The sequence below is a fragment of the Pseudomonas sp. 5C2 genome, from assembly GCF_034314155.1.
Taxonomy (GTDB): domain Bacteria; phylum Pseudomonadota; class Gammaproteobacteria; order Pseudomonadales; family Pseudomonadaceae; genus Aquipseudomonas.
Map to the genome: position 1 here is coordinate 1,789,663 of NZ_JAVIWH010000002.1, position 22,757 is coordinate 1,812,419.

24 protein-coding genes are annotated in these 22,757 nt (G+C 58.6%); 5 read left to right on the forward strand and 19 right to left on the reverse strand.

The annotated features are described in order from the left end of the window. Positions 1–23: 23 nt before the first annotated feature. The 11 genes from RGU44_RS08875 to RGU44_RS08925 form a co-directional block, all read right to left on the reverse strand. Positions 24–1,160 (reverse strand): dihydrolipoamide acetyltransferase family protein, encoded by a 1,137-nt coding sequence (locus RGU44_RS08875; RefSeq protein ID WP_322216692.1) that lies wholly within the window; start codon positions 1,158–1,160, stop codon positions 24–26. Positions 1,161–1,206: 46 nt separating this feature from the next. Then, the gene (locus tag RGU44_RS08880) at positions 1,207–2,187 is read right to left on the reverse strand and encodes an alpha-ketoacid dehydrogenase subunit beta (protein ID WP_322216694.1); all 981 of its coding nucleotides are present in this window, start codon (positions 2,185–2,187) and stop codon (positions 1,207–1,209) included. Further along, on the reverse strand, positions 2,184–3,173 hold the full coding sequence (pdhA, locus tag RGU44_RS08885; RefSeq protein WP_322178892.1) for a pyruvate dehydrogenase (acetyl-transferring) E1 component subunit alpha: 990 nt from the start codon (positions 3,171–3,173) through the stop codon (positions 2,184–2,186). Before pdhA ends, RGU44_RS08880 begins: the two co-directional genes overlap by 4 nt. After that, positions 3,170–4,933 (reverse strand): acetate--CoA ligase, encoded by a 1,764-nt coding sequence (gene acsA, locus RGU44_RS08890; protein ID WP_322216696.1) that lies wholly within the window; start codon positions 4,931–4,933, stop codon positions 3,170–3,172. The genes pdhA and acsA overlap by 4 nt, the downstream gene beginning before the upstream one ends. A gap of 89 nt (positions 4,934–5,022) precedes the next feature. Then, positions 5,023–5,913, reverse strand: a complete 891-nt coding sequence (locus tag RGU44_RS08895) for a universal stress protein (protein WP_322216698.1) — start codon at positions 5,911–5,913, stop codon at positions 5,023–5,025. Positions 5,914–6,172: 259 nt separating this feature from the next. Next, the gene (groL, locus tag RGU44_RS08900; protein ID WP_322216700.1) at positions 6,173–7,789 is read right to left on the reverse strand and encodes a chaperonin GroEL; all 1,617 of its coding nucleotides are present in this window, start codon (positions 7,787–7,789) and stop codon (positions 6,173–6,175) included. A gap of 116 nt (positions 7,790–7,905) precedes the next feature. Beyond that, positions 7,906–8,889 (reverse strand): zinc-dependent alcohol dehydrogenase family protein, encoded by a 984-nt coding sequence (locus RGU44_RS08905; RefSeq protein WP_322216702.1) that lies wholly within the window; start codon positions 8,887–8,889, stop codon positions 7,906–7,908. A gap of 48 nt (positions 8,890–8,937) precedes the next feature. Further along, positions 8,938–9,423 (reverse strand): hypothetical protein, encoded by a 486-nt coding sequence (locus RGU44_RS08910; protein WP_322178887.1) that lies wholly within the window; start codon positions 9,421–9,423, stop codon positions 8,938–8,940. Between the two features lie 221 nt (positions 9,424–9,644). Continuing rightward, positions 9,645–10,097, reverse strand: a complete 453-nt coding sequence (locus RGU44_RS08915) for a hypothetical protein (protein WP_322178886.1) — start codon at positions 10,095–10,097, stop codon at positions 9,645–9,647. Positions 10,098–10,249: 152 nt separating this feature from the next. Then, the gene (locus RGU44_RS08920) at positions 10,250–10,549 is read right to left on the reverse strand and encodes a hypothetical protein (protein ID WP_322178885.1); all 300 of its coding nucleotides are present in this window, start codon (positions 10,547–10,549) and stop codon (positions 10,250–10,252) included. A gap of 98 nt (positions 10,550–10,647) precedes the next feature. Beyond that, complete coding sequence (locus tag RGU44_RS08925; protein ID WP_322178884.1) at positions 10,648–10,863, reverse strand: DUF3079 domain-containing protein; 216 nt, start codon at positions 10,861–10,863, stop codon at positions 10,648–10,650. A 218-nt stretch (positions 10,864–11,081) separates the two neighbouring features. On the opposite strand from RGU44_RS08925, the gene RGU44_RS08930 reads away from it, so the two are divergent. From RGU44_RS08930 to RGU44_RS08950, 5 genes are all read left to right on the forward strand, one after another. Continuing rightward, positions 11,082–11,435 carry a hypothetical protein gene (locus tag RGU44_RS08930; protein WP_322178883.1) on the forward strand — a complete coding sequence of 118 codons (354 nt, stop codon included), beginning with the start codon at positions 11,082–11,084 and terminating at the stop codon, positions 11,433–11,435. Between the two features lie 96 nt (positions 11,436–11,531). Next, a complete protein-coding gene (locus RGU44_RS08935) occupies positions 11,532–12,062 on the forward strand; it encodes an iron transporter (protein WP_322178882.1) in 531 nt (176 codons plus the stop codon). After that, the gene (locus RGU44_RS08940; RefSeq protein WP_322216705.1) at positions 12,063–12,440 is read left to right on the forward strand and encodes a cupredoxin domain-containing protein; all 378 of its coding nucleotides are present in this window, start codon (positions 12,063–12,065) and stop codon (positions 12,438–12,440) included. 23 nt (positions 12,441–12,463) lie between these two features. Beyond that, positions 12,464–13,318: an FTR1 family iron permease gene (locus RGU44_RS08945; protein ID WP_322216707.1), complete on the forward strand. Its 855-nt coding sequence runs from the start codon at positions 12,464–12,466 to the stop codon at positions 13,316–13,318. After that, positions 13,306–14,682: a 4Fe-4S binding protein gene (locus RGU44_RS08950; RefSeq protein ID WP_322216709.1), complete on the forward strand. Its 1,377-nt coding sequence runs from the start codon at positions 13,306–13,308 to the stop codon at positions 14,680–14,682. Before RGU44_RS08945 ends, RGU44_RS08950 begins: the two co-directional genes overlap by 13 nt. Before the next feature lie 28 nt (positions 14,683–14,710). Here RGU44_RS08950 and RGU44_RS08955 read toward each other — a convergent pair whose 3' ends face one another. The 8 genes from RGU44_RS08955 to narH form a co-directional block, all read right to left on the reverse strand. After that, positions 14,711–15,409 carry an anaerobic ribonucleoside-triphosphate reductase activating protein gene (locus RGU44_RS08955; protein WP_322216711.1) on the reverse strand — a complete coding sequence of 233 codons (699 nt, stop codon included), beginning with the start codon at positions 15,407–15,409 and terminating at the stop codon, positions 14,711–14,713. After that, positions 15,406–15,573, reverse strand: coding sequence for an anaerobic ribonucleoside-triphosphate reductase (gene nrdD, locus RGU44_RS08960; protein ID WP_219060010.1), 168 nt, complete (start codon positions 15,571–15,573; stop codon positions 15,406–15,408). The genes RGU44_RS08955 and nrdD overlap by 4 nt, the downstream gene beginning before the upstream one ends. Before the next feature lie 31 nt (positions 15,574–15,604). Continuing rightward, positions 15,605–17,623 (reverse strand): ribonucleoside triphosphate reductase, encoded by a 2,019-nt coding sequence (locus RGU44_RS08965; RefSeq protein ID WP_322178878.1) that lies wholly within the window; start codon positions 17,621–17,623, stop codon positions 15,605–15,607. 151 nt (positions 17,624–17,774) lie between these two features. After that, positions 17,775–18,767: a GTP 3',8-cyclase MoaA gene (gene moaA, locus RGU44_RS08970; protein WP_322178877.1), complete on the reverse strand. Its 993-nt coding sequence runs from the start codon at positions 18,765–18,767 to the stop codon at positions 17,775–17,777. A 23-nt stretch (positions 18,768–18,790) separates the two neighbouring features. Next, positions 18,791–19,777, reverse strand: coding sequence for a peptidylprolyl isomerase (locus tag RGU44_RS08975; protein ID WP_322216714.1), 987 nt, complete (start codon positions 19,775–19,777; stop codon positions 18,791–18,793). Positions 19,778–19,787: 10 nt separating this feature from the next. Further along, positions 19,788–20,468: a respiratory nitrate reductase subunit gamma gene (gene narI / locus RGU44_RS08980; RefSeq protein WP_322178875.1), complete on the reverse strand. Its 681-nt coding sequence runs from the start codon at positions 20,466–20,468 to the stop codon at positions 19,788–19,790. Beyond that, entirely contained in the window at positions 20,461–21,216 is a 756-nt protein-coding gene (gene narJ / locus RGU44_RS08985; protein WP_219060015.1) for a nitrate reductase molybdenum cofactor assembly chaperone, read from the reverse strand. The genes narI and narJ overlap by 8 nt, the downstream gene beginning before the upstream one ends. 2 nt (positions 21,217–21,218) lie before the next feature. After that, complete coding sequence (gene narH, locus RGU44_RS08990) at positions 21,219–22,757, reverse strand: nitrate reductase subunit beta (RefSeq protein WP_322216717.1); 1,539 nt, start codon at positions 22,755–22,757, stop codon at positions 21,219–21,221.

Below are 22,757 nucleotides of genomic sequence, written 5' to 3' on the forward strand. Positions count from 1 at the left end.
CTACTCCTCATAGAAGCTCTGGCTCAAAGATTCTCTGGCGTTTGCAATACGCGACGAACTTCACCCAGGAAGCGTGCGCCATAGTGCCCATCGCTGGCACGGTGGTCGGCCGCCAAGCTAGTGACAACGGTAGGCATCACACACAGTTGGCCGTCCCGAACCCAAGGCCGCTCGCAGATGCGACCAAAGCCGATCAGCGCCACTTGGGGCGGATAGATCACGCCAAGCACACTGTCCACACCCTGGTCGCCGAGTTGAGTGACTGTCACACTTGCGTCGCTCAGTTCTGAACTGCGCAGGGAGCCGTTGCGCGCGCGTTCCACCAGACTGGCGAGTTCACTCATCACCTGTGTCAGTGTCTTGTCGGCGACATCGTGCAGTGCTGGAGCGACCAAACCACCTTGGCGCAGGGTGATCGCTACGCCCAGATGGATCCCGGTTGCCGGCTGGAAAGCATTGTTTTTCCAGAAGCCATTGAGTTGCGGCAGCTCACGCAGGGCCACGGCGACAGCCTTGAGCAACAAGGCACTGGGCAATATGCGTTGCTGCGGCTTGCTTTGAGCATTGTGTGCCTGCAGCCAAGCCATGGCATTTCCCAAGGGGATGGTCTCAAACAGGTAGTAATGGGGAATCTCACGTTTCGAGCGGCTCATGGCCACAGCAATGGCATGCCGCATGGCCCGATTGCGATCGGTCGGCTCAGCTTTACGGCCAGCATCCTCAACGTCCTCCAGGGTGACCACGCCCTGTGGGCCGCTGCCTTTCAACTCATCGACGTTGATACTCAGTTCGGCCGCCCGCTTGCGCGCCGCTGGCGATACCCGTGGGCGGCTGGCTGATGCCATTGTTCCCTCAATCAGCGCGGTGACGGGCGTTGCAACAGGTGCAGGCGTTGGTGTGGGTCGCACGCTTGGCAAGGTCTCCCCGGGCTCCAGCAACGTGGCAATCGGTGTCCCTACCGGAACCTTGGCCCCGACGCCAATAAGCAGCTCAAAGACCGTGCCATCATGCCAGCACTCCACCTCCACGGCGGCCTTGGCAGTATCGACGACAGCGATCACCTGTCCGCGATGGACCTTGTCGCCGGGATGGATCTTCCACTCCAGCAAGGTGCCTTCGTCCATATCGGCACCCAGAGATGGCAGGTCGAATTCGATCATGATGGGTACTCCCGCCCCGGGTCAGCTGTTGCAATCATGGTCATGGTCATGGCCCTCGGCACAAGCTTTGTGCGGCGGCAACGATCGTCGACACTTGTGGCAGCGCCGCCTCTTCCAGATGCCGGGGATACGGCGTCGGCACTTCGGCGCCGCAGACACGTAAGGGCGGCGCATCCAGTTCGAAAAACGCCTGTTCGACGATCCGCGCAATAATCTCGGCGGCAAGGCTGCCACTGCGCCAACCTTCGTCGACCACCAACGCTCGACGGGTTTTGCAGACCGAAGCCATGATCGTCGCGTCGTCCAGCGGGCGCAGGACGCGCAGGTCAATGACTTCGACGTCAAGACCCTCATCGGCCAGTTGCTCGGCAGCCGCCAGCGCCTTGCCGAGGGTACCGCCGTAGGTGATCAATGACAGATCGCTACCCTCCCGACGGACCTTGGCGGAGCGTATGTCCACTTCCGCGCCCTCACTCAGCTCACCTTCCTGGTTGTAGAGCTGGGCATGCTCGAAAATCAGAACCGGATCGGGATCGAGGAGTGCGGGCCAGAGCATTCCGCGGGCGTCTTCGAGGGTGGCCGGGGCGAGGATTTTCAGCCCGGGAATGTGCGCGTACCAGCCTTCCAGGCTATGGGAGTGCTGCGCCGCGAGCTGGCGTCCGGCCCCCGTAGCCATTCGCAGGACAAGGGGTACAGAGAACTGCCCGCCAGACATATGCCTCAGGGTTGCCGCCGTGTTCATCAGCGCGTCGAGGGCGAGCAGACTGAAGTTCACGGTCATGATTTCGACGATTGGCCGCATCCCCCCCAGCGCGGCACCAATGCCGGCACCGACGAAGCCTAATTCGGACAATGGCGTGTCGCGTATGCGCTCCGGGCCAAACTCAGCCAGCATCCCCTTGGAGACGGCATAACTGCCACCGTAACGAGCGACGTCCTCACCCATCAAAAATACCCGGGCATCGCGCTGCAGGGCTTCGCGCATCGCCTCGCGCAGTGCCTCGCGGTACGTCGTGCGGCGGCTCACGAGGCCGACTCCGGTGTATAAACATCTCGACACAGGTCCTCAACCGGCTCCAGGCTGCCAGCCTCGGCATACACGACGGCAGCCTCTACCTCAGCCTCTACCTGGACGGTGATGGCGAGAAAGCCCGCTTCGTCCAGCAAGCCCTGGGCCTTGAGCCGCGCACTGTAGGTATGAATCGGCCCGCGCGCTTTCCATTGCTCAACCTCTGCCTTGTCCCGGTACAACTCTGGGTCGAACATCGAGTGGGCCCGAAATCTATAGGTCCGGAACTCCAGGAAAAACGGCCCGTGCCCTGCTCGAATCTGTTCCACCGCTGCACGGGTAGCCTCGTACACCGCGACCACGTCCATACCGTCGACCGATTGAGTGGCAACCTTGTACGCCGAGGCCTTGGCGCACAAATCAGTTTGCGACTGCGAACGTTCAAGCGCAGTGCCCATGGCATAGAGGTTGTTCTCACAGCAGAACAGCATCGGCAATTTCCACAGTGCCGCCAGATTGATTGACTCATGAAAGGCTCCTTCCGCCATCGCCCCTTCCCCAAAGAAGCACGCGGCAATCCGTGAACCACTCTGCAGTTTTTCGGCCAGGGCCAGCCCCACCGTCAGCGGCAAACCGCCGGCAACGATGGCATTGCCACCGAAGAAGCGTGTCCTGGCGTCGAACAGGTGCATCGAACCGCCGTGTCCTCGCGAGCATCCCTCCTGCCGGCCATACATCTCGGCCATGATCGCCGTCATGGGCACACCCTTGATCAACGCATGCCCATGTTCGCGATAGGTAGCGACCACCGCATCGTTCGCCGCGAGCGCATGCAGAGCGCCAACTGCCACGGCTTCTTCGCCGATATACAGGTGCAGGAAGCCTCGGATTTTTCCCTCCCCGTACAGTTCGGCGGCGCGCTCCTCAAGCCGACGAATTCGCAGCATGTCGCGCAGCAGATCGAGAGCAAAATCTCGCGTATAAGGCAGCGGCTCAATGCTCATCCCGGGTTCTCCAGGCTGGAGGTATCGCCTTCAGGCAGCCCCAGCTCCCGTGCCTTGAGCAGACGCCGCATGAGTTTGCCGCTGCGCGTGTGCGGGAGGTCCGGCAGAAACGTCAGCTCCTTGGGCGCCACCACGGCACCTAGGCGTTTACGCGCATGGCCCATCAGCTCATCGTGCAGGGCCTGGCTGGGAGTGAAACCGCTCTTGAGTGAGACAAAGGCCTTCACCGTTTCACCCAGCAAAGGATCGGGCTTGCCGATCACTGCAGCCTCCGCCACGGCCGGGTGTTCCATCAGCGAACTTTCAACCTCGAAAGGACCGATCAGGTGCCCGGCCGACTTGATCACATCGTCGCTGCGACCAATGAACCAGTAATAGCCATCAGCATCACGACGCGCCAGATCGCCACTCAAGTACCAGTCGCCGACAAAGCACTGGCTGTAACGCGCCTCTTGTCCCAGATAGGAACGGAACATGGCGGGCCATGGTTTTTTCAGGGCCAGGTCGCCAACCTCCTCATCACCGAGAAACGCCAATGCTCCGTCTTTGCCGCGTGCAACAATGGCCGCCTCAACGCCCGGCAGCGGTTTGCCCATAGAACCCGGTTTGATGTCAATGGACACTGTATTGGCAATCATGATGCCGCCGGTTTCGGTCTGCCACCAGTTGTCATGGATCGGTAAGCCCAGTACCTCCAGGCCCCACCAGACGGCCTCGGGATTGAGCGGTTCACCGACACTGGCAATAAAACGCAGATGCGGAAAGTGATGGTCACGCGCCAATTCTGCGCCGGCTTTCATGAGCAGGCGGATCGCCGTCGGGGCGGTGTACCAGACAGTGACTTGCTGTTTTTCGAGCAGGCGATACCAGCGTTCTGCATCGAACTCGCCGCTGTCGACCACACTGGTCACGCCCAGCAGCAGGGGGGCGAATATGCCGTATGAGGTGCCGGTGACCCAGCCGGGATCGGCACTGCACCAATAAATATCCTCAGGGTGCAGGTCCAGGGCGTATTTTCCGGTAACCCGGTGGGTCAGTGCTGCACCGTGTACATGCAGCACACCTTTCGGGGTCCCCGTGGTACCGCTGGTGAAGTGTAAAAGCGCGGGGGTATCGGCCGTGGTCTGTGCAATGTTGAAGTCTTCGCCTGCCTCAGCCAGCAATCGGTGCAAACTGAGCGTCCCTTCCACAGGTGTGGTGTTGCCGCCATTTTCGTCGTACAGCAACACATGTTTGAGTGCCGGTAAACGTTCACGGATACCTGCGACCTTGCGTTGGTAAAGTGTCTCGCTGGTGATCAGCACACCGCCCTCACCGAGGCGCAAGCGAGTCTCAATCGGCTCTGGACCGAACGCACAAAATAGCGGCGAAACCACGCAGCCATTCTTCAGACCACCGAGTACGCTCAGGTACAGTTCCAGCCCTCTGCCACTGAGCACGAACAGGCGGTCGCCCGGACCAACGCCCAGTGTTTTCAGGACATTGGCGAAACGGTTGGTCATGCTGCTCAATTGGGCGAAGCTGATTTCTCTGGGCCCACCGTTGCGATCAATAATACGCAAGGCCGTATGCTTCCTGTGCGCTCCCATGGCATGCCTGTCGACCGCCTCATACGCGAGATTCAATCCACCCCCCGGCAATCCGGCCAACTCGCCGGCTTCCGTCTGCCAGGAAAAAGCCTCACGGGCTTGCGCGCTGTCGAGCCAGTTAGGTACCACCGGGCAGTCGACCGGCGTTTTCTTGATAGTCGGCGAATGCATGATTTACCTCACAGCACGGTGTCGAGTTACCCGTCGCGGAACAGGTCGTCGAAATGCTCGGAGCGCCGTGCATCAATGTTGGCCCCGGCCTAAACCGCGAGAATGCTGCAGGACGTCTGGTACAAAATATGTTCGGTCGTACTGCCGATCAACTTCTCCAGCCCGTGGCGGTGGATTCGCCCCATCACGATGACATCCACCTGATGCTGGCTAGCGAATTCGGCGAGCACCGAGACCGGTTGTCCAAGGATGAAGTGCCGCCGATCAGGTGGCACGCCGTAGTGGTCCGCAAGCGTGAGAAAAGACTTCTCCAGCACGTTTCTCAGCTCCTTGGTCAGATTCGTCAGCGCCAGGCCACCACCGCCCGCATCGCCCAGATAAACCGATGACACGTCATAGGCATGCAGCAGGTGCAGTTCCGCGTCGCACTGGAGCGCCAGGCTGTTCGCTTCCTGAATAATCCGGTCATTGAGGCCGCTTTCCTGCAACTCAGGTCGTGAAGGATCAACAGCGGCGACGATTTTGTGCGGCAACGTGTGACCGGTCGCACCGACCAGATAGACCGGGACCGGACACTCGCGAAGCAGGTGCCAATCCATCGGAGTGATGAAGGCCCGCTTGATAGCCGGTTCATGCTGCACATCCTTGATCAGCAAGTCGGGCTGTATTTTCGTGACGTGCTGGAGGATTTCGTACTCTGTGTCGTCAGCCCACGTCACCTCGGTAGTGACGTCGATGCCTCTCACGCGCATTCTTGTGGCTTCATCTTTGAGCCACTCACTGTGATCCTTGAAGTAACTTTCGCGGACCTTCTCCTGAATGCTCTTTTCGAGCAACAAGAGGGTTTCCACAGGTTTTATCAACGCGGCGATATGTAAGGTCGCGCCACTGGCCTTGGCCAAGGCGGCAGCACGGTTTATAGCGGGGGAGTGGCGTAACGCCGGGTCGATGATCAGCAACAGCCGTTGATACTGGCTCATGGTCTGCCTCCAGAAAGAGTGGGCTTCGACGCCTGCAGCTGATCAATCACCTGTTGCCAGCCCATGCGCCAATGCCGGATTGAGTACCAGCACAGGTCCACACTGCTCCCATGCAATGCCCGTTAACTTGATTTACATCAAATCTCTTCCTTGGGTTTTCAACGCGCCCGCCATACTCGGGCGTTTGCAAACATTCGACGTTGCCTGTGACAGCGCAACGCCGGGTTATGTGCCGATCAACCGTACGGGAAGGTCCGGATCATCCTGGATACGGAGGTTCCGCTGGCGTGTCCTTTTCCGGAATCTCGGTCATGGTCGCCTCTGTCAGTAGCAGGATGCTGGCGACCGAGACGGCGTTTTCCAACGCAATACGCACGACTTTTGTCGGATCGATGATCCCGGCTTCATACATATCCACGTAACAATTGGCCGACGCGTCGAAGCCGACATTTCCAGGCTCCGCTAGCATCCGGGCAACGACGACCCCGGCGTCCACCGCCGAATTTTCCGCGATGACTCGGGCGGGCGCTTCCAAAGCCCGACGAAGAACCTGTAACCCGGTTTTTACGTCACCCTCATAGAGGGCCTCCTCTGCCACGATAATCGGCACGGCCTTGAGCAGTGCCAAGCCGCCACCGGGGACGGTGCCTTCGGCAATCGCCGCCTTGGTCGCTGAAATAGCGTCGTCCAGAGCATCCTTGCGCGCCTTCATTTCAGCTTCGGTGGGTGCGCCCACCCGGATCACCGCGACACCGCCAGACAACTTGGCCAAGCGCTCCAGCAATTTCTCACGGTCGTAGTCGCTGGTCGTCGCGTCGACTTGCTGGCGGATCTGTTGCAGCCGGGTTTCAATCGCCTTGTGCGTGCCCGCGCCACCAATCAGGGTGGTGTTGTCTTTTTGCACCACCACGCGATGAGCTCGCCCCAGTTGGCTCAACTCCACGTGCTCCAGGCTAATACCCAGCTCGCTGGAAATCACCGTGCCCCCCGTTAGAATGGCAATATCCTGCAGCATCTCTTTACGACGGTCGCCGAAGCCGGGCGCCTTGATCGCCACCGCGCGCAATACGCCGCGAATCTGGTTGACGACCAAAGTAGTCAACGCCTCGCCTTCAATGTCGTCGGCGATCAAGACCAGCGGCTGGCCGCTTTTTGCGATCATTTCAAGCAACGGGATAAGGTCTTTAAGTAAGCCAATCTTGTGGTCACAGAGCAGCAGGTAAGCATCTTCGAGCTCAACCTGCATCTTGTCGGCATCCGTCACGAAATAGGGTGAGACATAACCTCTATCAAAACGCATCCCCTCAACCACCTCGACCACTGTTTCGGTGGTCTTGGATTCCTCGACGCTGACCACGCCCTCAACACCGACCTTCTCCAGAGCGTTAGCAACCAGTTCGCCAATAGTGGCATCGTTGTGGGCTGAAAGGGTCGCTACCTGGGCCTTTTCCTTGAGCGTGCTGACCGGACGAGATTGTGCCGCCAGTGATTGCACCGCCAGCAACAGGCCCCGGTCCAATCCACGTTTGAGGTCTATGGCACTGGCACCTGCGACCACATTGCGCACACCGTCAGCAAAGATCGCATGGGCCAGGACCGTTGAGGTACTGGTGCCATCCCCCACCGCTTCACCGGTACGTTCAGCCGCCTGGCGCAACATTTGCGCACCGAGGTTTTCCTCCGGGTCCTGCAGGTCCACCTGCTTGGCAATGGTCACCCCATCGTTACAGACGATAGGCGTGCCCCATTTTTTCTGAATCAATACCGATTTCGACTTGGGTCCGAGTGTCACGCGGATGGCGTCCGCGAGTTGAGTCGCGCCACACAGGATTTTCTCGCGAGCAGCGGCGCGGAACAAAATTTTGCTGTGAGCCATCGGGGTAATCTCCTCTGCTGTCCAGTGACTGACGATTGCTTTCAGCCTCTATGAAACAGCTCGCTACCTTTTGACTTTTATCAATAAAGACCCAACCCCGGCACGCGGTCATTGGCTCAGGGCACCAGTACCGCAGCCCCTTCGAACCGGCCTTCACGAAGGTCTTCCAGCGCTTGATTAGCGTCAGTCAGAGGGTAGCGATGAGTACGCGTGACAATGCCGATTTCTGGCACCCGTTGCAGGAAATCCAGACCGTCACGGCGAGTCAGATTGGCGACTGACAGCAAGACCCGCTCTTCCCAGAGCAGTGCGTAAGGAAAGCTCGGGATATCGCTCATGTGAATGCCTGCGCACACCACGCGCCCACCCTTGCGCACAGCCTTTAGGGCAAGGGGTACGAGCGCACCGACCGGAGCAAAAATGATCGCTACATCCAGTAAGTCTGGAGGGGATTGATCCGCATTACCGGCCCATGTCGCACCCAGCTGTCTGGCAAAGTCCTGTGTAGCGGTATCGCCCGGACGCGTGAAGGCGTATACCGAGCGGCCCTGCCATTTGACGACCTGCGCCAGAATGTGTGCCGCAGCGCCGAACCCATACAAACCGACCCGCTCGCCTTCGCCCCCCATCACTAACGCTCGCCATCCGATCAGGCCCGCGCACAGCAGGGGTGCAAGCGATTCGTCGCTCCCTGTCTCGCCCAACGGAAATACATAGTGCGCCTCGGCGATGACCGAAGTAGCAAAGCCGCCGTCAAGCGTATAACCGGTAAACAGTGGGTGATCACACAGATTCTCGCGGTGTCCGATGCAATAAGGACACACGCCACAGGTATGGCCCAGCCACGGCACCCCAACCCGCTCGCCCATCGATAACCCGATCACGCCGGGGCCGATAGCATCGATCCGCCCGACGATTTCATGGCCCGGAATGATAGGCAGGTGCGGATTGGGTAACTCTCCGTCAACGACATGCAGGTCGGTACGACATACACCACACGCGGTTACCTTGATCCGTATCTGACCTTGACCGGGTAGCCGATCCGGAAGCTCGGTCCATTCCAGTGCGGCACCTAGCGTCTTCAACACCATAGCGTGCATCGGGTTACCTCGACGGTCCTTTAACCTGCGTTATTGCGTGAGCTGCATTCAGTGCCCCAGCACCGTCTGCGCCTCTGCGATTTCAGCAGTCGTGCCGTGCACCATCAACAGGTACTTGTCAGCCTTGAGGGCAGTCTCGTATTTGATGATCTCATCATTGGGCACCCCGACCCGGGACAAGGCCGCGCCCAACGCCGAAAGTCCCCCGACCACCAAAGCGCCTTCCAGTGCTCCCACCAGCAATGAAACCACCGGCCCGGCCAATGCGACAACTCCCAGGCCCGGCAAAAGAAAAACCGCGGGACCGATCAGCATGCCCCAGATGCTCCCCCAAAAAGCGCCGATCCCACCCCAGGTTTTCACACGATCCCCCAACGTATAGAAACCTACCGGGTGCTCCTCGCTGTGATAACCCTTGCCGACGAGAGACAGCTTCTTGACATCGAAACCGGACTGGCTCAAAAGGCGAATAGCCTCTTCCGCAGCGGCGTGGCTGTCAAAAATATACACCGATGGATTGCTCGATGATGTCATGGTGACCCCCTTACATGGACTCGATTGAACAGAGACTGTGAGGGTCCAGAGCACTCGACCCTTGGGTGCGTCAGCCAGCGATGACGTGCATGTACGACTACGACGTTCCGCGTGGGACTGGCTTTGAGCCAGACTATGCTGTGAGTAATGGAGTGGACTTGATAAAAATCAGAAAGACGGCTTGTCTCTCCCCACCCAGCGCTAACCCAAGTGACCTTATGTCAGGCGCTGGTATTGACCAACGAGCCCGAGGCACTGCCGCTTGCGCTCTTGATAGCCTGTACCAATGCGCTGGTAGCTGCCACCAACTGGCTATTGGTCGCCGCCACTTGGGACTGTGCCTGAGCGACTGCAGCGGCCTTGGCGTCTGAAGACTCGTTGCCTTTTTGCGCCGCAGCGAGAGCCTTCATTTGTACTTCCAGCTGCTTTTGCAGCTGGGCAATCTGCTTTTTCAGTTGTTTTACAATGTCGGATTCAGTGCTGCCGGTGCTGCCGGTGCTACTGCTTGCACTGGCGCCGCCTGCCTTAGTGGCGCCTTTGGCAGCAGTACCGCCCGAAACTGACGCTGCAGCGCCGCTTTTGTCGGTTGTTTCGCTGCTTTCAGCAGACGACGTCTTGGCTGTGCTGGTAGTCGCTGTCGCATAGTTGATCGTTACGCTGCTGATACTGACCATTACGTCTCAACTTTAAAAAGAGGTTTCCAGCGTATCGACACAATCCTAGAAATAGTTAGCCATATCTAATCTCGACCCGATCACGCCCTCACCCACCCTCGCCTCATGCGCTGAATGCAGAGAAAAGGGCAGGTGCGCAAAATAAGGCCTACCTATTGATCATCAATGATCACCTGAGCTTTCTTCGCTGCGGCGGTTGCGTATTCGTAGCAGATCCAAAAGTCGTGTTCGTTGACTGAATTTGAGCCCTCAAGATTCTCCAGGCATCTCGTCAGTGCGTGTTTTATGCGTCCATCATCGAAAACGATACGTGCAGCCTCTTCGCCATCTTCTGAGCGAATCACTTCCTCAAGTTGCGTTATTTGCTTGATCTTTTCCCTGAGGATGTCCTTGGCGAAAGAATCTCGCTCAATAATTTTCGTCCATTGATGATCAACCAGTTTGTCTTTCATCAGATCTCCTCGATCCAGCCCCATGCCGGACGCTCATGCAATAGTCCATAACCATCCATAACGCCAGTCGACGCGACCGCCGCCATCATCATCTGCACTCAGCTACGCGAATCATCCGACACTTTATCTGTCGCGATTAGCGGGTCGATGCCCCAGTCACCGTGTAAATACCAATCGTCTCCGATCATCTCGGCCGGATGCATTGTGCGATCGGAACCGTTCCCGCACGCCATGGAACTCGTCGGACAGTATCTATCGCACCCCCAGCAAATGCGCTCGGGATGTTTCGGGTGGATGGGAAAATTCTTGGCCATGCCTATCCCCAGATAACGTATAGGAGTGCCTTCAACCTATAGCGCTTGGGCGAAAATGCGCTTGATACAAATCAAGAACCACGCATTAAGATGCGTGCGTCACACCGTGACACTGATGAAGCTAAGCTTCTCTGTATTGAATGTGCTCGCAGGATGGTCAGCGTCAGCGATTTCCGGCCCCCTCGGACAGCACATACCTTTACCTGGAGATCTTTCTTATGCCTGAAAAGACCGCTTCATCAGTGCCTTCGGAACAACCCCAGAGCGCACTCTCAAAATGGGACGATGAAGATGCAGCAGGATCACGCCATGTCGAGGCGTTTGACCGAACACCTGAATTATCGAATGCCGAACTGGTTCATCTTCGTGTCCGTGTGATAGCCCTGGAAAATCTGGTTATCGCTTTGCTAGCGCAAGGGCCGGATCAACAACTTGCTGTAGCCCGCGAAATGGCCTCCTACATCTCGCCGAGACCGGGTTTCACCCAACACCCGCTAACGGTTCATGCGGCCTCCCACATGTTCGACAGCGTCGACCGCGCCGTGCGTTTTCGAAAACTCTCCGCGTTATAAACCTGATCGCTCCAAAAATTGACGCTAATCATTATTATTCGCAAGAAAGCCTCCTAGACTAGGGCCCTTACTCCTCAGTGCCCTCAGGAAGACCTCATGCGTGCCCCTTTTTTGCTGTCATTCGCCCTGATCTTGCTTGCACCGCTTGCCCACGCCAAGGAATACCCGATCGGGGAACCTCAGTCATGCCCGGGGCTGGAAGTCGGAGCGGTGTATTTGCAGCCAATCGAGATGGCTCCTGCCGGGATGATGCGGGCCACTGCGGATTCCGATGTTCACCTGGAAGCCGACATTCGGGCCACCGCTGACAATCGCCAAGGCTTTCAGGAAGGCAGTTTCATGCCCTACCTCAGCGTCTCTTTCAATCTGAAAAAACAGGGCAGCGAGTCGGAAATCAACGGTGACTTCCATGCGATGGTGGCCAATGACGGTCCGCACTATGGCGACAATGTAAAGCTGCTCGGCCCTGGTAAATACCACTTGACGCTCACCGTGCTGCCACCCAGCGGTCATGCGTCCCTCGGGCGTCATACCGACAAGGAAACAGGTGTGGAGCCCTGGTTTGAACGCTGCGAACTGCACTACACGTTCATCTATGCCGGCATTGGCAAAAAAGGTGGCTATTGAATGAACCGCCCACAGCCCGCACCGCGCGGCCCAAGGAGGTTCGCCTGGGTTCACCCGCGCGTTGTCTGGTTGATTCTGGCCTGGATGACCACGCCATTGACCGCCTACGCAGAGTTACCCAGCTACGAGCTGAGCCTGAACGACGGGCACTTTATCCCTGCCTTATTAGAGGTGCCTGCCGGTCAGCGCTTCAAGATCGTTCTGAAAAACATAGGTAACGGTCCAGCAGAATTCGAGAGCACGCCGTTGCGGGTTGAAAAGGTCCTGTCGCCGGGGGTGACAACCTTCGTCGTCATTCACCCCCTCAGACCCGGTCACTATCCGTTCTTCGACGAGTTCAATCCGCAATTGCCAGAGGGCGGCATCCTCGCCAAATAACCAGGCCGCACACGGGGTTTTTCATGAATCAATCAATGTTCATCGTCTGGCGTGAAAGCGTCGAGGCGCTGCTGGTGATCGGCATTCTCCAGGCCTGGGTCAGCCAACAAAGCCAAGGCAATCGTCTGGCCAGATACTTATGGACCGGGGTGACTCTGGGATTGTTGCTGTCGGGATTGTTGGCAGCGCTGATTCTGTTTGCCGGAGAAGCCATGAGTGGATCGGCCAACGAATGGTTCCAAGCCGCACTGGCATTGATTGCCAGCCTGCTGATTGTGAAAATGGTCGGCTGGATGCATCGTCATGGACGCACCCTCAAGCATGATCTACGGCGCCATGCCGATAGCCACCTGGCTCGGCAAGGTGGCCTTGGTCTGTTGTTGCTGGCAATGCTCGCGGTCAGTCGCGAAAGCAGCGAAACCGTAGTTTTCCTCTACGGCGCTGGAGCTCAGTTGCGCGGCCCGCAGCTCGGACTGTTCGCAGTCGATGGGGTGTCGGGACTGGTGCTGGCAACGTTGACCATCGCCCTGCTGCACAGCAGCCGCCGATTCATTTCATGGCATAGGTTCTTTGTGATCAGCGAAATCCTTTTGCTCATGCTCGGCGCAGCCTTGTTGGTCAGCGGCACCGAGCGGATTGGCGGCCAACTGCTCGCCCTGGATCTGCCGGAAGTGGTTTATAGAGGCGTTGGTGAAGCCCTCTGGGACAGCAGCGCGTTGCTGAGTGACAGCCGCGGGCTGGGTGGCTTCCTCGCTGGCTTTACAGGTTATAGGGCAACCCCCAGTTGTGTGACCTTGCTGGTGTTGGTCGGCTACTGGCTGGCCGTCGGCGGCTGGTTGCGGCAACACCCTACGGGAAAAACCCCATGCCTGACCTGAGTCGCTGCAATCAATGGCTCCAGCGCCTGGGTCACGGAATGCGCCGCCACGCGCCAGTGATTCGCGCCGTGCAATGGGCCGTTGTACTTTTCTATGCCTTGCTTTTAGTGATACCCGCGATGTTACCGCTACCGGACAGCCAGGCACGGTTCCTCGACAACCTGACCTTGCTCGCGCAATTCCTGTTCTGGGGCATCTGGTGGCCATTCGTACTGTTGTCGATGGTGCTGTTCGGCCGGCTGTGGTGTGGTGTTCTGTGTCCGGAAGGGTCTCTGACCGAGTGGGCCAGCCGCTACGGCAAAGGCTTGGGCGTGCCGCGCTGGTTACGCTGGAGCGGCTGGCCAACGTTGGCGTTTTGCCTGACCACCCTCTACGGCCAATTGATCAGCGTTTATGACTACGCTCAAGCGGCGCTGTTGATTCTAGGGGGTTCGACGGTCGCAGCAGTCATCGTCGGCTTGCTGTTCGCCCGTGGCAAGCGGGTCTGGTGCCGATACCTGTGCCCGGTCAGTGGGGTCTTTGCCCTCCTCGCCCGACTGGCACCCGTGCATTTCAAGGTAGACGAACAACGCTGGATGGAAAATGCCGAACCACGCCTGCCGCCGCCCAATTGCGCCCCCTTGCTCGATATCCGTCGCCTGCAAGGGGCCAGTGACTGCCATGCCTGCGGACGCTGTAGCGGGCAACGCGGCGCGGTTCGGTTGATCGCCCGCTCCAGCAATCAGGAAATTCTTCAATCAACGAAACACAGACTATCGCCCTGGGATGCACGACTACTGCTCTTCGGCGTGATCGGTCTGGCCATGGGCGCTTTTCAGTGGACAGTCAGCCCGTGGTTCGTCTCCCTCAAACAACAGCTCGCCTCATGGTTGGTGGAACAGGACCTGCTCTGGCCCTTGCAGGACAACGCCCCCTGGTGGCTACTCACGCATTATCCGCAGCTCAACGACAGCTTCAGTTGGCTAGACGGCTTCAGCATTATTACTTATCTGGCCTTGAGTTCGATGCTGCTGGGTACGGCCTTGCTGATTCTGTTGCGTTTCACCGCGCGACTGGCAGGAAATCCGGCACTGTATTCGCCCCTGGCCCTGACCCTCACGCCCCTTGGCGGCGCCGGGCTGTTTCTGGGGCTGTCGGCAACTACCGTAAAATTGCTGCGCTATGAAGGTCTGCTGGTGGAATGGGTGCAGCCGACAAGGGCATCGCTGTTGATGGCGGCGATGGGTTGGAGTTTGTCGCTGGGCTGGAAACTACTGGGCCACGAGCAGGTTTCATTGCCTCGGCGCGTCGCAGGCAGCGGGTGCCTGTTATTGGCTAATGGGTTGGTGGGGTATGGCTGGTGGCTGCAATTTTGGGGTTGGTAGCCGTCTCAAAGTGAAACTGTGGAGGTGTTCATCCCCCACGCAACACAAACTGCGGAAACAACTCACGCATGACAGCCCAAAGATCGGCTTGCTCAGCCTGTGCCGAAACGCTCGACAGGTGCGGATCAAGCATCCGCGCAGTCCTGACCAACTGCACGGCAAAACATTTGACCCCTTGAGCACTCAAACGCCGGGCCAGAGTCAACAACTGTGTCGGGTCGAACAAGTGCCAATGCACCGTAGTCCGACACTCATAGTCGACACCGCTGGCCAACAGATGCTCCAGGCTCAGCCAGTTGGCGGCACCGCTGCCCCCGACCCGGGTAATGGTTTGACAATCCTCAGGCAACGCCTTGATATCGAAACCGACCCAATCGGCCCCTCTAACGGCCTTGGCAAAGGCGGCCGGTTTGATTCCGGCGCTGTGCAAACCGATACGAAATCCCATCTCTCGCACTTGTTCCATAGCGCCAGGCAAGCCGTCCTGCAGCGTTGGCTCTCCGCCGCTGAACACCACGGCATCGAGCAAGCCCTGACGACGTCGCAGAAACGCCAGCACCTGACACCAATCCACTTCTTCACTGCCGCGAGGCGGGATCAATTGCGGGTTATGGCAATAACGACAGCGCCAGGCGCAACCCTGGCAAAACAACACGCAGGCTAGCTGTCCCGGATAGTCGAGAGTGGTCAGGGGCACCATGCCCCCGACCCGAAGCGTTCGACTCATTGGCGCCCGGCCAGCGCCGCACTTTCAGTGAAATGGACCCGTTCGCGATGCTCGGACTGCTTGCCCGGATTGAACGCCGATACCGGACGGTGATAGCCCATCACTCGGGTCCAGACTTCGCAGCGTTGACGTTGAGCCTGAGGCAGGGTTTGCGATGCATTCATGGTGAAGTTCCTTGCGGTGAGTGAATCGAAATCAATGAACGGTGCCGGTTTGCTGTTCCTTGAGCAGCAATGCCTCGTCGCATTTGGGGCAGAACTCATGTTCACCATCGAGGTAGCCATGTACCGGACAGATGGAAAACGTTGGGGTCACGGTCAGGTAAGGCAGGCGGAAACGTCCGAGTGCCTTGCGCACCAGCTGTTTGCAGGCCTCGGTCGAGGAAATCCGTTCGGCCATGTATAAATGCAGCACCGTGCCGCCGGTGTATTTGCATTGCAGTTCGTCCTGAAGCTCCAGCGCCTCGAAAGGATCGTCGGTATAGCCCACTGGCAGTTGCGAAGAGTTGGTGTAATACGGCGCTTCAACGCTACCAGCCTGAAGAATATCCGGATAACGTTTGCGGTCTTCCTTGGCGAAACGGTAAGTGGTGCCCTCGGCCGGGGTCGCTTCGAGGTTGTAGAGGTGCCCGGTTTCCTCCTGAAAACGCAGCAAAGTGGCACGTACATGGTCCAGCAGCTTCAGGGCAAACTCCCGGCCCTGCTCGGTGTGCATGCCCTGCTCGTCTCCGGTGAAGTTGCGCAGCATTTCATGCAGGCCGTTGAGGCCTATGGTGGAAAAATGGTTGCGCAAGGTGCCCAGATAACGCTTGGTGTAAGGGTACAAACCTGCGTCCATGTGGTGCTGGATCACCTTGCGCTTGACCTCCAGGCTTTCCATCGCCAGTTCCATCAGGGTGTCCAGACGGCGCAGCAGGCCGCTGATATCGCCCTTGAACACATAGCCCAGACGCGCGCAGTTGAGGGTAACGACGCCCAGTGAGCCAGTCTGTTCCGCCGAGCCGAACAAGCCGCCGCCGCGCTTGAGCAACTCGCGAACATCCAGCTGCAAGCGACAACACATCGAGCGCACCTGATTGGGTAGCAAGTCCGAGTTGAGAAAGTTCTGGAAGTACGGCAGCCCGTAACGTGCCGTCATCTCGAACAGGCGATCGGCATTCTCACTGTCCCAGGGGAAATCATGGGTAATGTTGTAGGTCGGAATCGGGAAGGTGAACACGCGCCCCTTGGCATCCCCGGCTTGCATCACCTCGATATAGGCACGGTTGAGCAGGTCCATCTCAGCCTGCAAATCGCCGTAGGCATAAGGCATTTCCACTCCGCCGACAACGGGAATCTGTTCACGTAGATCCTCCGGGCATACCCAGTCGAACGTCAGGTTGGTGAACGGTGTCTGGGTCCCCCAGCGCGAGGGCACATTGAGGTTGTAGATGAACTCTTGCAGCGCCTGGCGGACGTCCTTGTAGCTCAATTCGTCGTTGCGCACATAAGGCGCCATATAGGTGTCGAATGAGCTGAACGCCTGAGCCCCGGCCCATTCGTTTTGCAGGGTGCCGAGGAAGTTCACCATCTGCCCCAAGGCGCTACTCAGGTGCTGGGGCGGCCCTGCTTCGACACGGCCCGGCACACCATTGAGGCCTTCATGCAGCAACGTGCGCAGCGACCAACCGGCGCAATATCCAGCGAGCATGTCCAAGTCATGGATATGCAGATCGGCCTCGCGGTGGGCCTGACCAATGGCCTCGCTGTACACCTCATCCAGCCAGTAATTGGCAGTGACCTTGCCGGAGACATTAAGCACCAGCCCACCGAGCGAATACCCCTGATTGGCGTTGGCCTGCACCCGCCAGTCTTCGCGAGACAGGTACTCGTTCATCGAAGCAGCCACCTCGACGATCGCCTTGCGGTCACGACGCAGGCGTCCATGCTGCTCCCGATAGACGATGTAGGCACGCAGGGCCTGAAAGAAACCGGCATCCATCAAGACCCGCTCGACCCGATCCTGGATCTGCTCGACATGCAACTCCGGTAAATCCTCCAGATGGACCAGCACAGCGTCGAGCAACTCCTCGGCCATGGCCGCATCGACGAAATCATCGCTGGCGCGACCGGTGGCGATGATCGCCTGACGGATTTTGTCTGCATCAAAGGCGACCTGACTGCCATCGCGTTTGTGCAAGCGGTTACACCCTACTGTGATCAGCGTGCTCTGCATTTGGCCTCCAAACACTACATATAGATGTTTTAACTGTTAAAAACACAACATGCAGTTAAGACTACGGACAAAGGACTCATCTGCAATTGATCGACGTCAAGAATCGTCAGCAAAAAAAAGGCCGCCCACGGCGGCCAGAAAACACGAAAGATCAACCGCCACTCATGCTCATGAAGCGCAGAATCTGCACCTCACCTTCGGGGTTGAAATCGTGACGCAACGGCTTGCCGAGCAAGGCTTGGCGCACTGCGTTGATCACCGGTTGGTCCTCCAGCGGATAGCGGCGCAGCAAACCGCGCAAATCAAGGGCATCGTCCTGACCCAGGCAAAGCAACAGCCGCCCTTCAACCGTCATCCGCACCCGGTTGCAGCTGCCACAGAAGTTGTGGCTGTTGGGTGAAATGAAACCGATCCGGGTATCGGGGTAGCGCTCCAGGCGCACATAACGTGCAGGTCCGCCGCTGTTTTCGGTGCTGTCGAGTAACCGATGACGACTCGCGATCAGTGCACGTACCTCGTCGCTGGAACAGAATGTCTCGCCCCGCGAACGTCCGACGTCGCCCAAGGGCATCTCTTCAATGAAACTGATATCGATGTGTTGCTCGATGGCGTACTGCACCAACCCCAAGACTTCATCGAAGTTGCGCCCTTTCATGACCACGCAATTGAGCTTGATCCGCTCAAAGCCCGCACCGCGAGCCGCTTCGATGCCGCTGAGCACCTGATCGAGATCGCCGTTGCGGGTGATGGCGCGAAATTTCTCCCCGTCCAGGCTATCGAGGCTGATATTCATCCGCTTGACCCCGGCCTCCGCCAACGGCCGGGCCAAACGGCCCAGTTGCGAGCCGTTGCTGGTCATCACCAATTCGCGCAGACCGGGCAAAGCGGCGATGTTGCGGCACAGGCCGACAATACCGGGGCGAATCAGCGGCTCGCCGCCGGTCAGGCGGATTTTGCGCACTCCCAGACCGACAAACAGCGTCGCCAGGCGCTGCAACTCTTCGAGCGTAAGGACCTGCTGACGCGGCAAGAAGGTCATATTTTTCGCCATGCAATACACACAGCGAAAATCACAACGATCTGTCACCGACATCCGCAAATAATCGATCTGCCGCCCAAAACCATCCTGCATGACAGCGCTCATTACATCTCCCGGTTTGCCAAAGGTTACTGCACCAGCGGTGAGTCGGCGCCCTGCAGGTGAATACCGCGAATATCCGCGGCACCGATCAGGGTTTGCAGGTACTGCACCAAGGCTTTCTGCCAGACACCTTGCTGCAGCTGCGTGCGAATCGCTGTCGAAACCACCTCATAGGGCAACGGCATGCCTTCGATCCGTTGATCGACACTGATCACGTGCCAGCCGTAGCGACTCTCCAACGGTTTACTGGCCAGTCCCGGCGCAAGGGTAAACAGCTGGCGTTCCAGCTCGGGCACGGTTTGCCCTTTGCTGATCTGCCCCAGCGAGCCCCCTTGGGCTTTCGACGGACAGGCCGAATACTTCTGCGCCACCTCGGAGAAGCTGCCGGGGAAATCCTCCAGGCGCTGTAGCAGTACTTCTGCCTGATCGTGCGCCAGGCCGCGGGCCTCGGCATCGTCCGGGGCGCACTCAAGCAGAATGTGCCGCACCGCTAACAGCGGCGCGCTGTGGAAGCGTCCGCGATTGTTTTCGTAATAACGAAGGCTGGTTTCCTCATCACACTGAGGCACCTGCACCTCACGTTCGAGCAACAAACGGGTGGCCGCTTCCTCTTCGTTCTCACCGGCACCTATCTGCAACGACAGGTCGAGTTCGGCGATCCGCTGCTGCAACAATTCGCGGATCACCAGCGCCCTGGCGGCCAGATAGACCGCCTCCTCGCGGCTTTCGGCCGGGTGATATTGCAGCTCCAGAGCCATCATTTCTGGGGTGATCGATACATCGTTGACGCTGATGATCGGCCATTCCTGTTCGCTGCTGGCGATCAACTGCACCGGGGCGCCGTCGGCAGCCGCCGGTTCAGTTGCGCCTGATTCAACCGGGAGGGGCTCAAACTGCACCGCCCCGCCTGACGCGATATCGACGACGCCGGGCGCCGAGGACTCCGCTTGCTTTGAAGATCCGCAGCCACCGCTGCCGCCGTTACCGCCGCCACATCCACATCCACCTGACATGATTGCCTCCTCAGATTTTCTGCCGAACGATTTGATAACGCCGTCCCAGGTACCAGATCGGTGCACTGATCATGTGTACAAGACGGGTGAAGGGGAACAGCACGAACAGGGTCAAGCCGAGAAACACGTGCAGTTTGTAGGTCAAACCGACCGGTTCGATGGCCGCTGCCGCTTCCATCGGACGCAACAGCACGGTGTTCTGCGCCCATTCGGCGAGCATCACCATCACCGAGCCGTCCATGTGCGAAGTGGACGCCACGATCGTCAGCAGACCGAGTACCAACTGCGCCAGCAACACCAGCAGAATTAAAATATCTGAAGGGCTGGAAGTGGCGCGGACCCGTGGATCAGTGAGCCGTCGATTGACCAGCATCAGCAGACCAATCAGGCACAACAGGCCAAAAACCCCGCCGGAGACCATCGCCAGCAACTGCTTGTTCTCAGTGCTGATCACATGGTGATAAACCGACGCGGGCGTCAGCAGGCCGACAAAGTGCCCAGCCAATACAAACAACACACCAATATGGAAGAAGTTGCTCGCCACGCGCATCCCGCGCTTGTTGAGCATCTGGCTGGAACCAGCCTTCCAGGTGTACTGCGAGAGATCGAAGCGTGCCCAACTGCCTAACAGGCAGATCGCCAAGGCGACATAGGGGTACACCCCGAACAACAACAGATTCCATTTAGACATTACCTACCTCCCCGGCTGGCACGGCGGCCAACCCTTCATGCTGAAAATCGACCCAGTGCAGCGGGACTGCGCTTTCCTCACGGGCCTTGCCCGGCGCACTCGGCAGGGAGCCACAACGGTCCTGCTGTTCAGCCTGGAGAAAGTCCACAGCCTCTTCTTCCCATATCTTGTCGAGGGCTTCGAGGGAGTCGTCGCGGGGTTCCGCTGCAACCTGTGCGCGCAGATCGGCCACCGCCTGATGGGGCTCGGCTCCGGCGATCTGCAGCAGCGCCCGGAAGCAACTGGCATACGCACTCTCACGCTCTTCCAGACGCGCCGCCAGCAAGGCCAACAGATGCGACACATCGGCCAGGCCCTCGCGAGCCTCGATGTCTTCGCGGGTGGAGAGGAACTCCAGATACAGCGGGATGTAGTCCGGCAGCTCTTTGACGCCGATGGCAAAACCGGCCTCCTCGTATTGCGCCATCATGTCGACCATGGCTTGACCCCGGTCACGGGATTCGCCGTGCACATGCTCGAACAGCAGCAGCGACAGCGAGCGACCCCGACCAAACAGCGCACCGTAGTGCTCCTGCCCGTCCATCAGGTCATTGGCGCAGATCAGCTCAAGCAATTCGAACAACGCGCCGCGCTGCTTGGGGCTGATTTCCCGGGCCTGGATAATCGCCTGTTCCAGTTCTTCACGGCCGGCGATCAATGTCTCGGTCGGATAATCGAGCAGAAGCGAAATCACTTTGAGAATGCGCATGCTCATTCCTCCCACAACTGAACGGTTTTCAGGATGTCGCGGCGGTTGGCTTTCTTCGCGCCAAACATATTGGTGTCGGAACTGCCACTGCAGCCGCTGCCGAAACTGAAGCCGCAGCCCGAGCGCTCGGCAAAGGCATCGCTCATGGCATCTTCACGGTGGGCACTGGGCACCACGAAACGGTCTTCGTAGTTGGCAATCGCCAGGTAGCGATACATCTCCTCGACCTGGGCCACGCTCAAGCCGACATCCGCGAGCACTTGCAAGTCCTGAACGCCATCGACTTGTTCGGAACGTTTGTAGGCACGCATTGCCAGCAAGCGTTTAAGCGCACGCTTGACCGGTTTTTCATCGCCTGCGGTCAGCAGGTTGGCCAGGTACTTCAGTGGAATACGCAGGCTGTCAACGTCCGGGATCACCCCGTTCATGCCCACGGTGCCGGCAGTGGCGGCGTTCTGGATCGGTGACAGCGGCGGTACGTACCAGACCATTGGCAAGGTGCGGTATTCCGGGTGCAGCGGCAGCGCCAGCTTCCAGTCCACGGCCATTTTGTAGACCGGCGAACGTTGTGCGGAATCGATCACCGACTGCGGCACACCGTCGGCCAGGGCCTGGCGAATCACTGCCGGGTCGTTCGGGTCGAGGAAGATCTCCAGTTGTTTTTCGTACAGATCCTGCTCATTCGCCGTGCTCGCCACTTCGCTGATGCGGTCGGCGTCATACAGCAGCACACCGAGGTAGCGAATCCGCCCGACGCAAGTTTCGGCACAGACCGTCGGCATCCCGGCTTCGATACGCGGGTAGCAGAAGATGCACTTCTCGGATTTACCGCTTTTCCAGTTGAAGTAGATCTTCTTGTACGGGCAGCCGCTGATGCACATCCGCCAGCCACGGCATTTTTCCTGGTCGATCAGGACAATCCCGTCTTCTTCGCGCTTGTAGATCGCCCCGCTCGGGCAGGCCGCTGCGCACGTAGGGTTGAGGCAGTGCTCGCACAGACGCGGCAAATACATCATGAATGTATTTTCATACTCGCCGTAGATGTCGGCCTGGATCTTGTCGAAGTTCTTGTCTTTGCGCCGTTTGGCGAATTCGGTACCGAGGATTTCCTCCCAGTTCGGGCCCCACTCGATTTTTTCCATACGCTTGCCAGAAATCAGCGAGCGCGGCCGTGCCGTTGGCTGGTGCTCGCCCAGCGGTGCGGTGTGCAGATGCTGGTAATCGAAGTCGAAGGGTTCGTAGTAATCATCAAGGCTCGGCAGATCCGGGTTGGCAAAAATGTTCGCCAACACGCGGAATTTACCGCCAATGCGCGGGTTAATCGTGCCGTTGGCATTGCGGATCCAGCCGCCCTTCCACTTGTCCTGGTTTTCCCATTCTTTCGGGTAACCGATCCCGGGTTTCGATTCGACGTTGTTGAACCAGGCGTATTCCATGCCTTCGCGACTGGTCCAGACGTTTTTGCAGGTGATTGAGCACGTGTGGCAACCGATGCATTTGTCCAGGTTCAGAATCATGCCGATTTGTGAGCGAATCTTCAT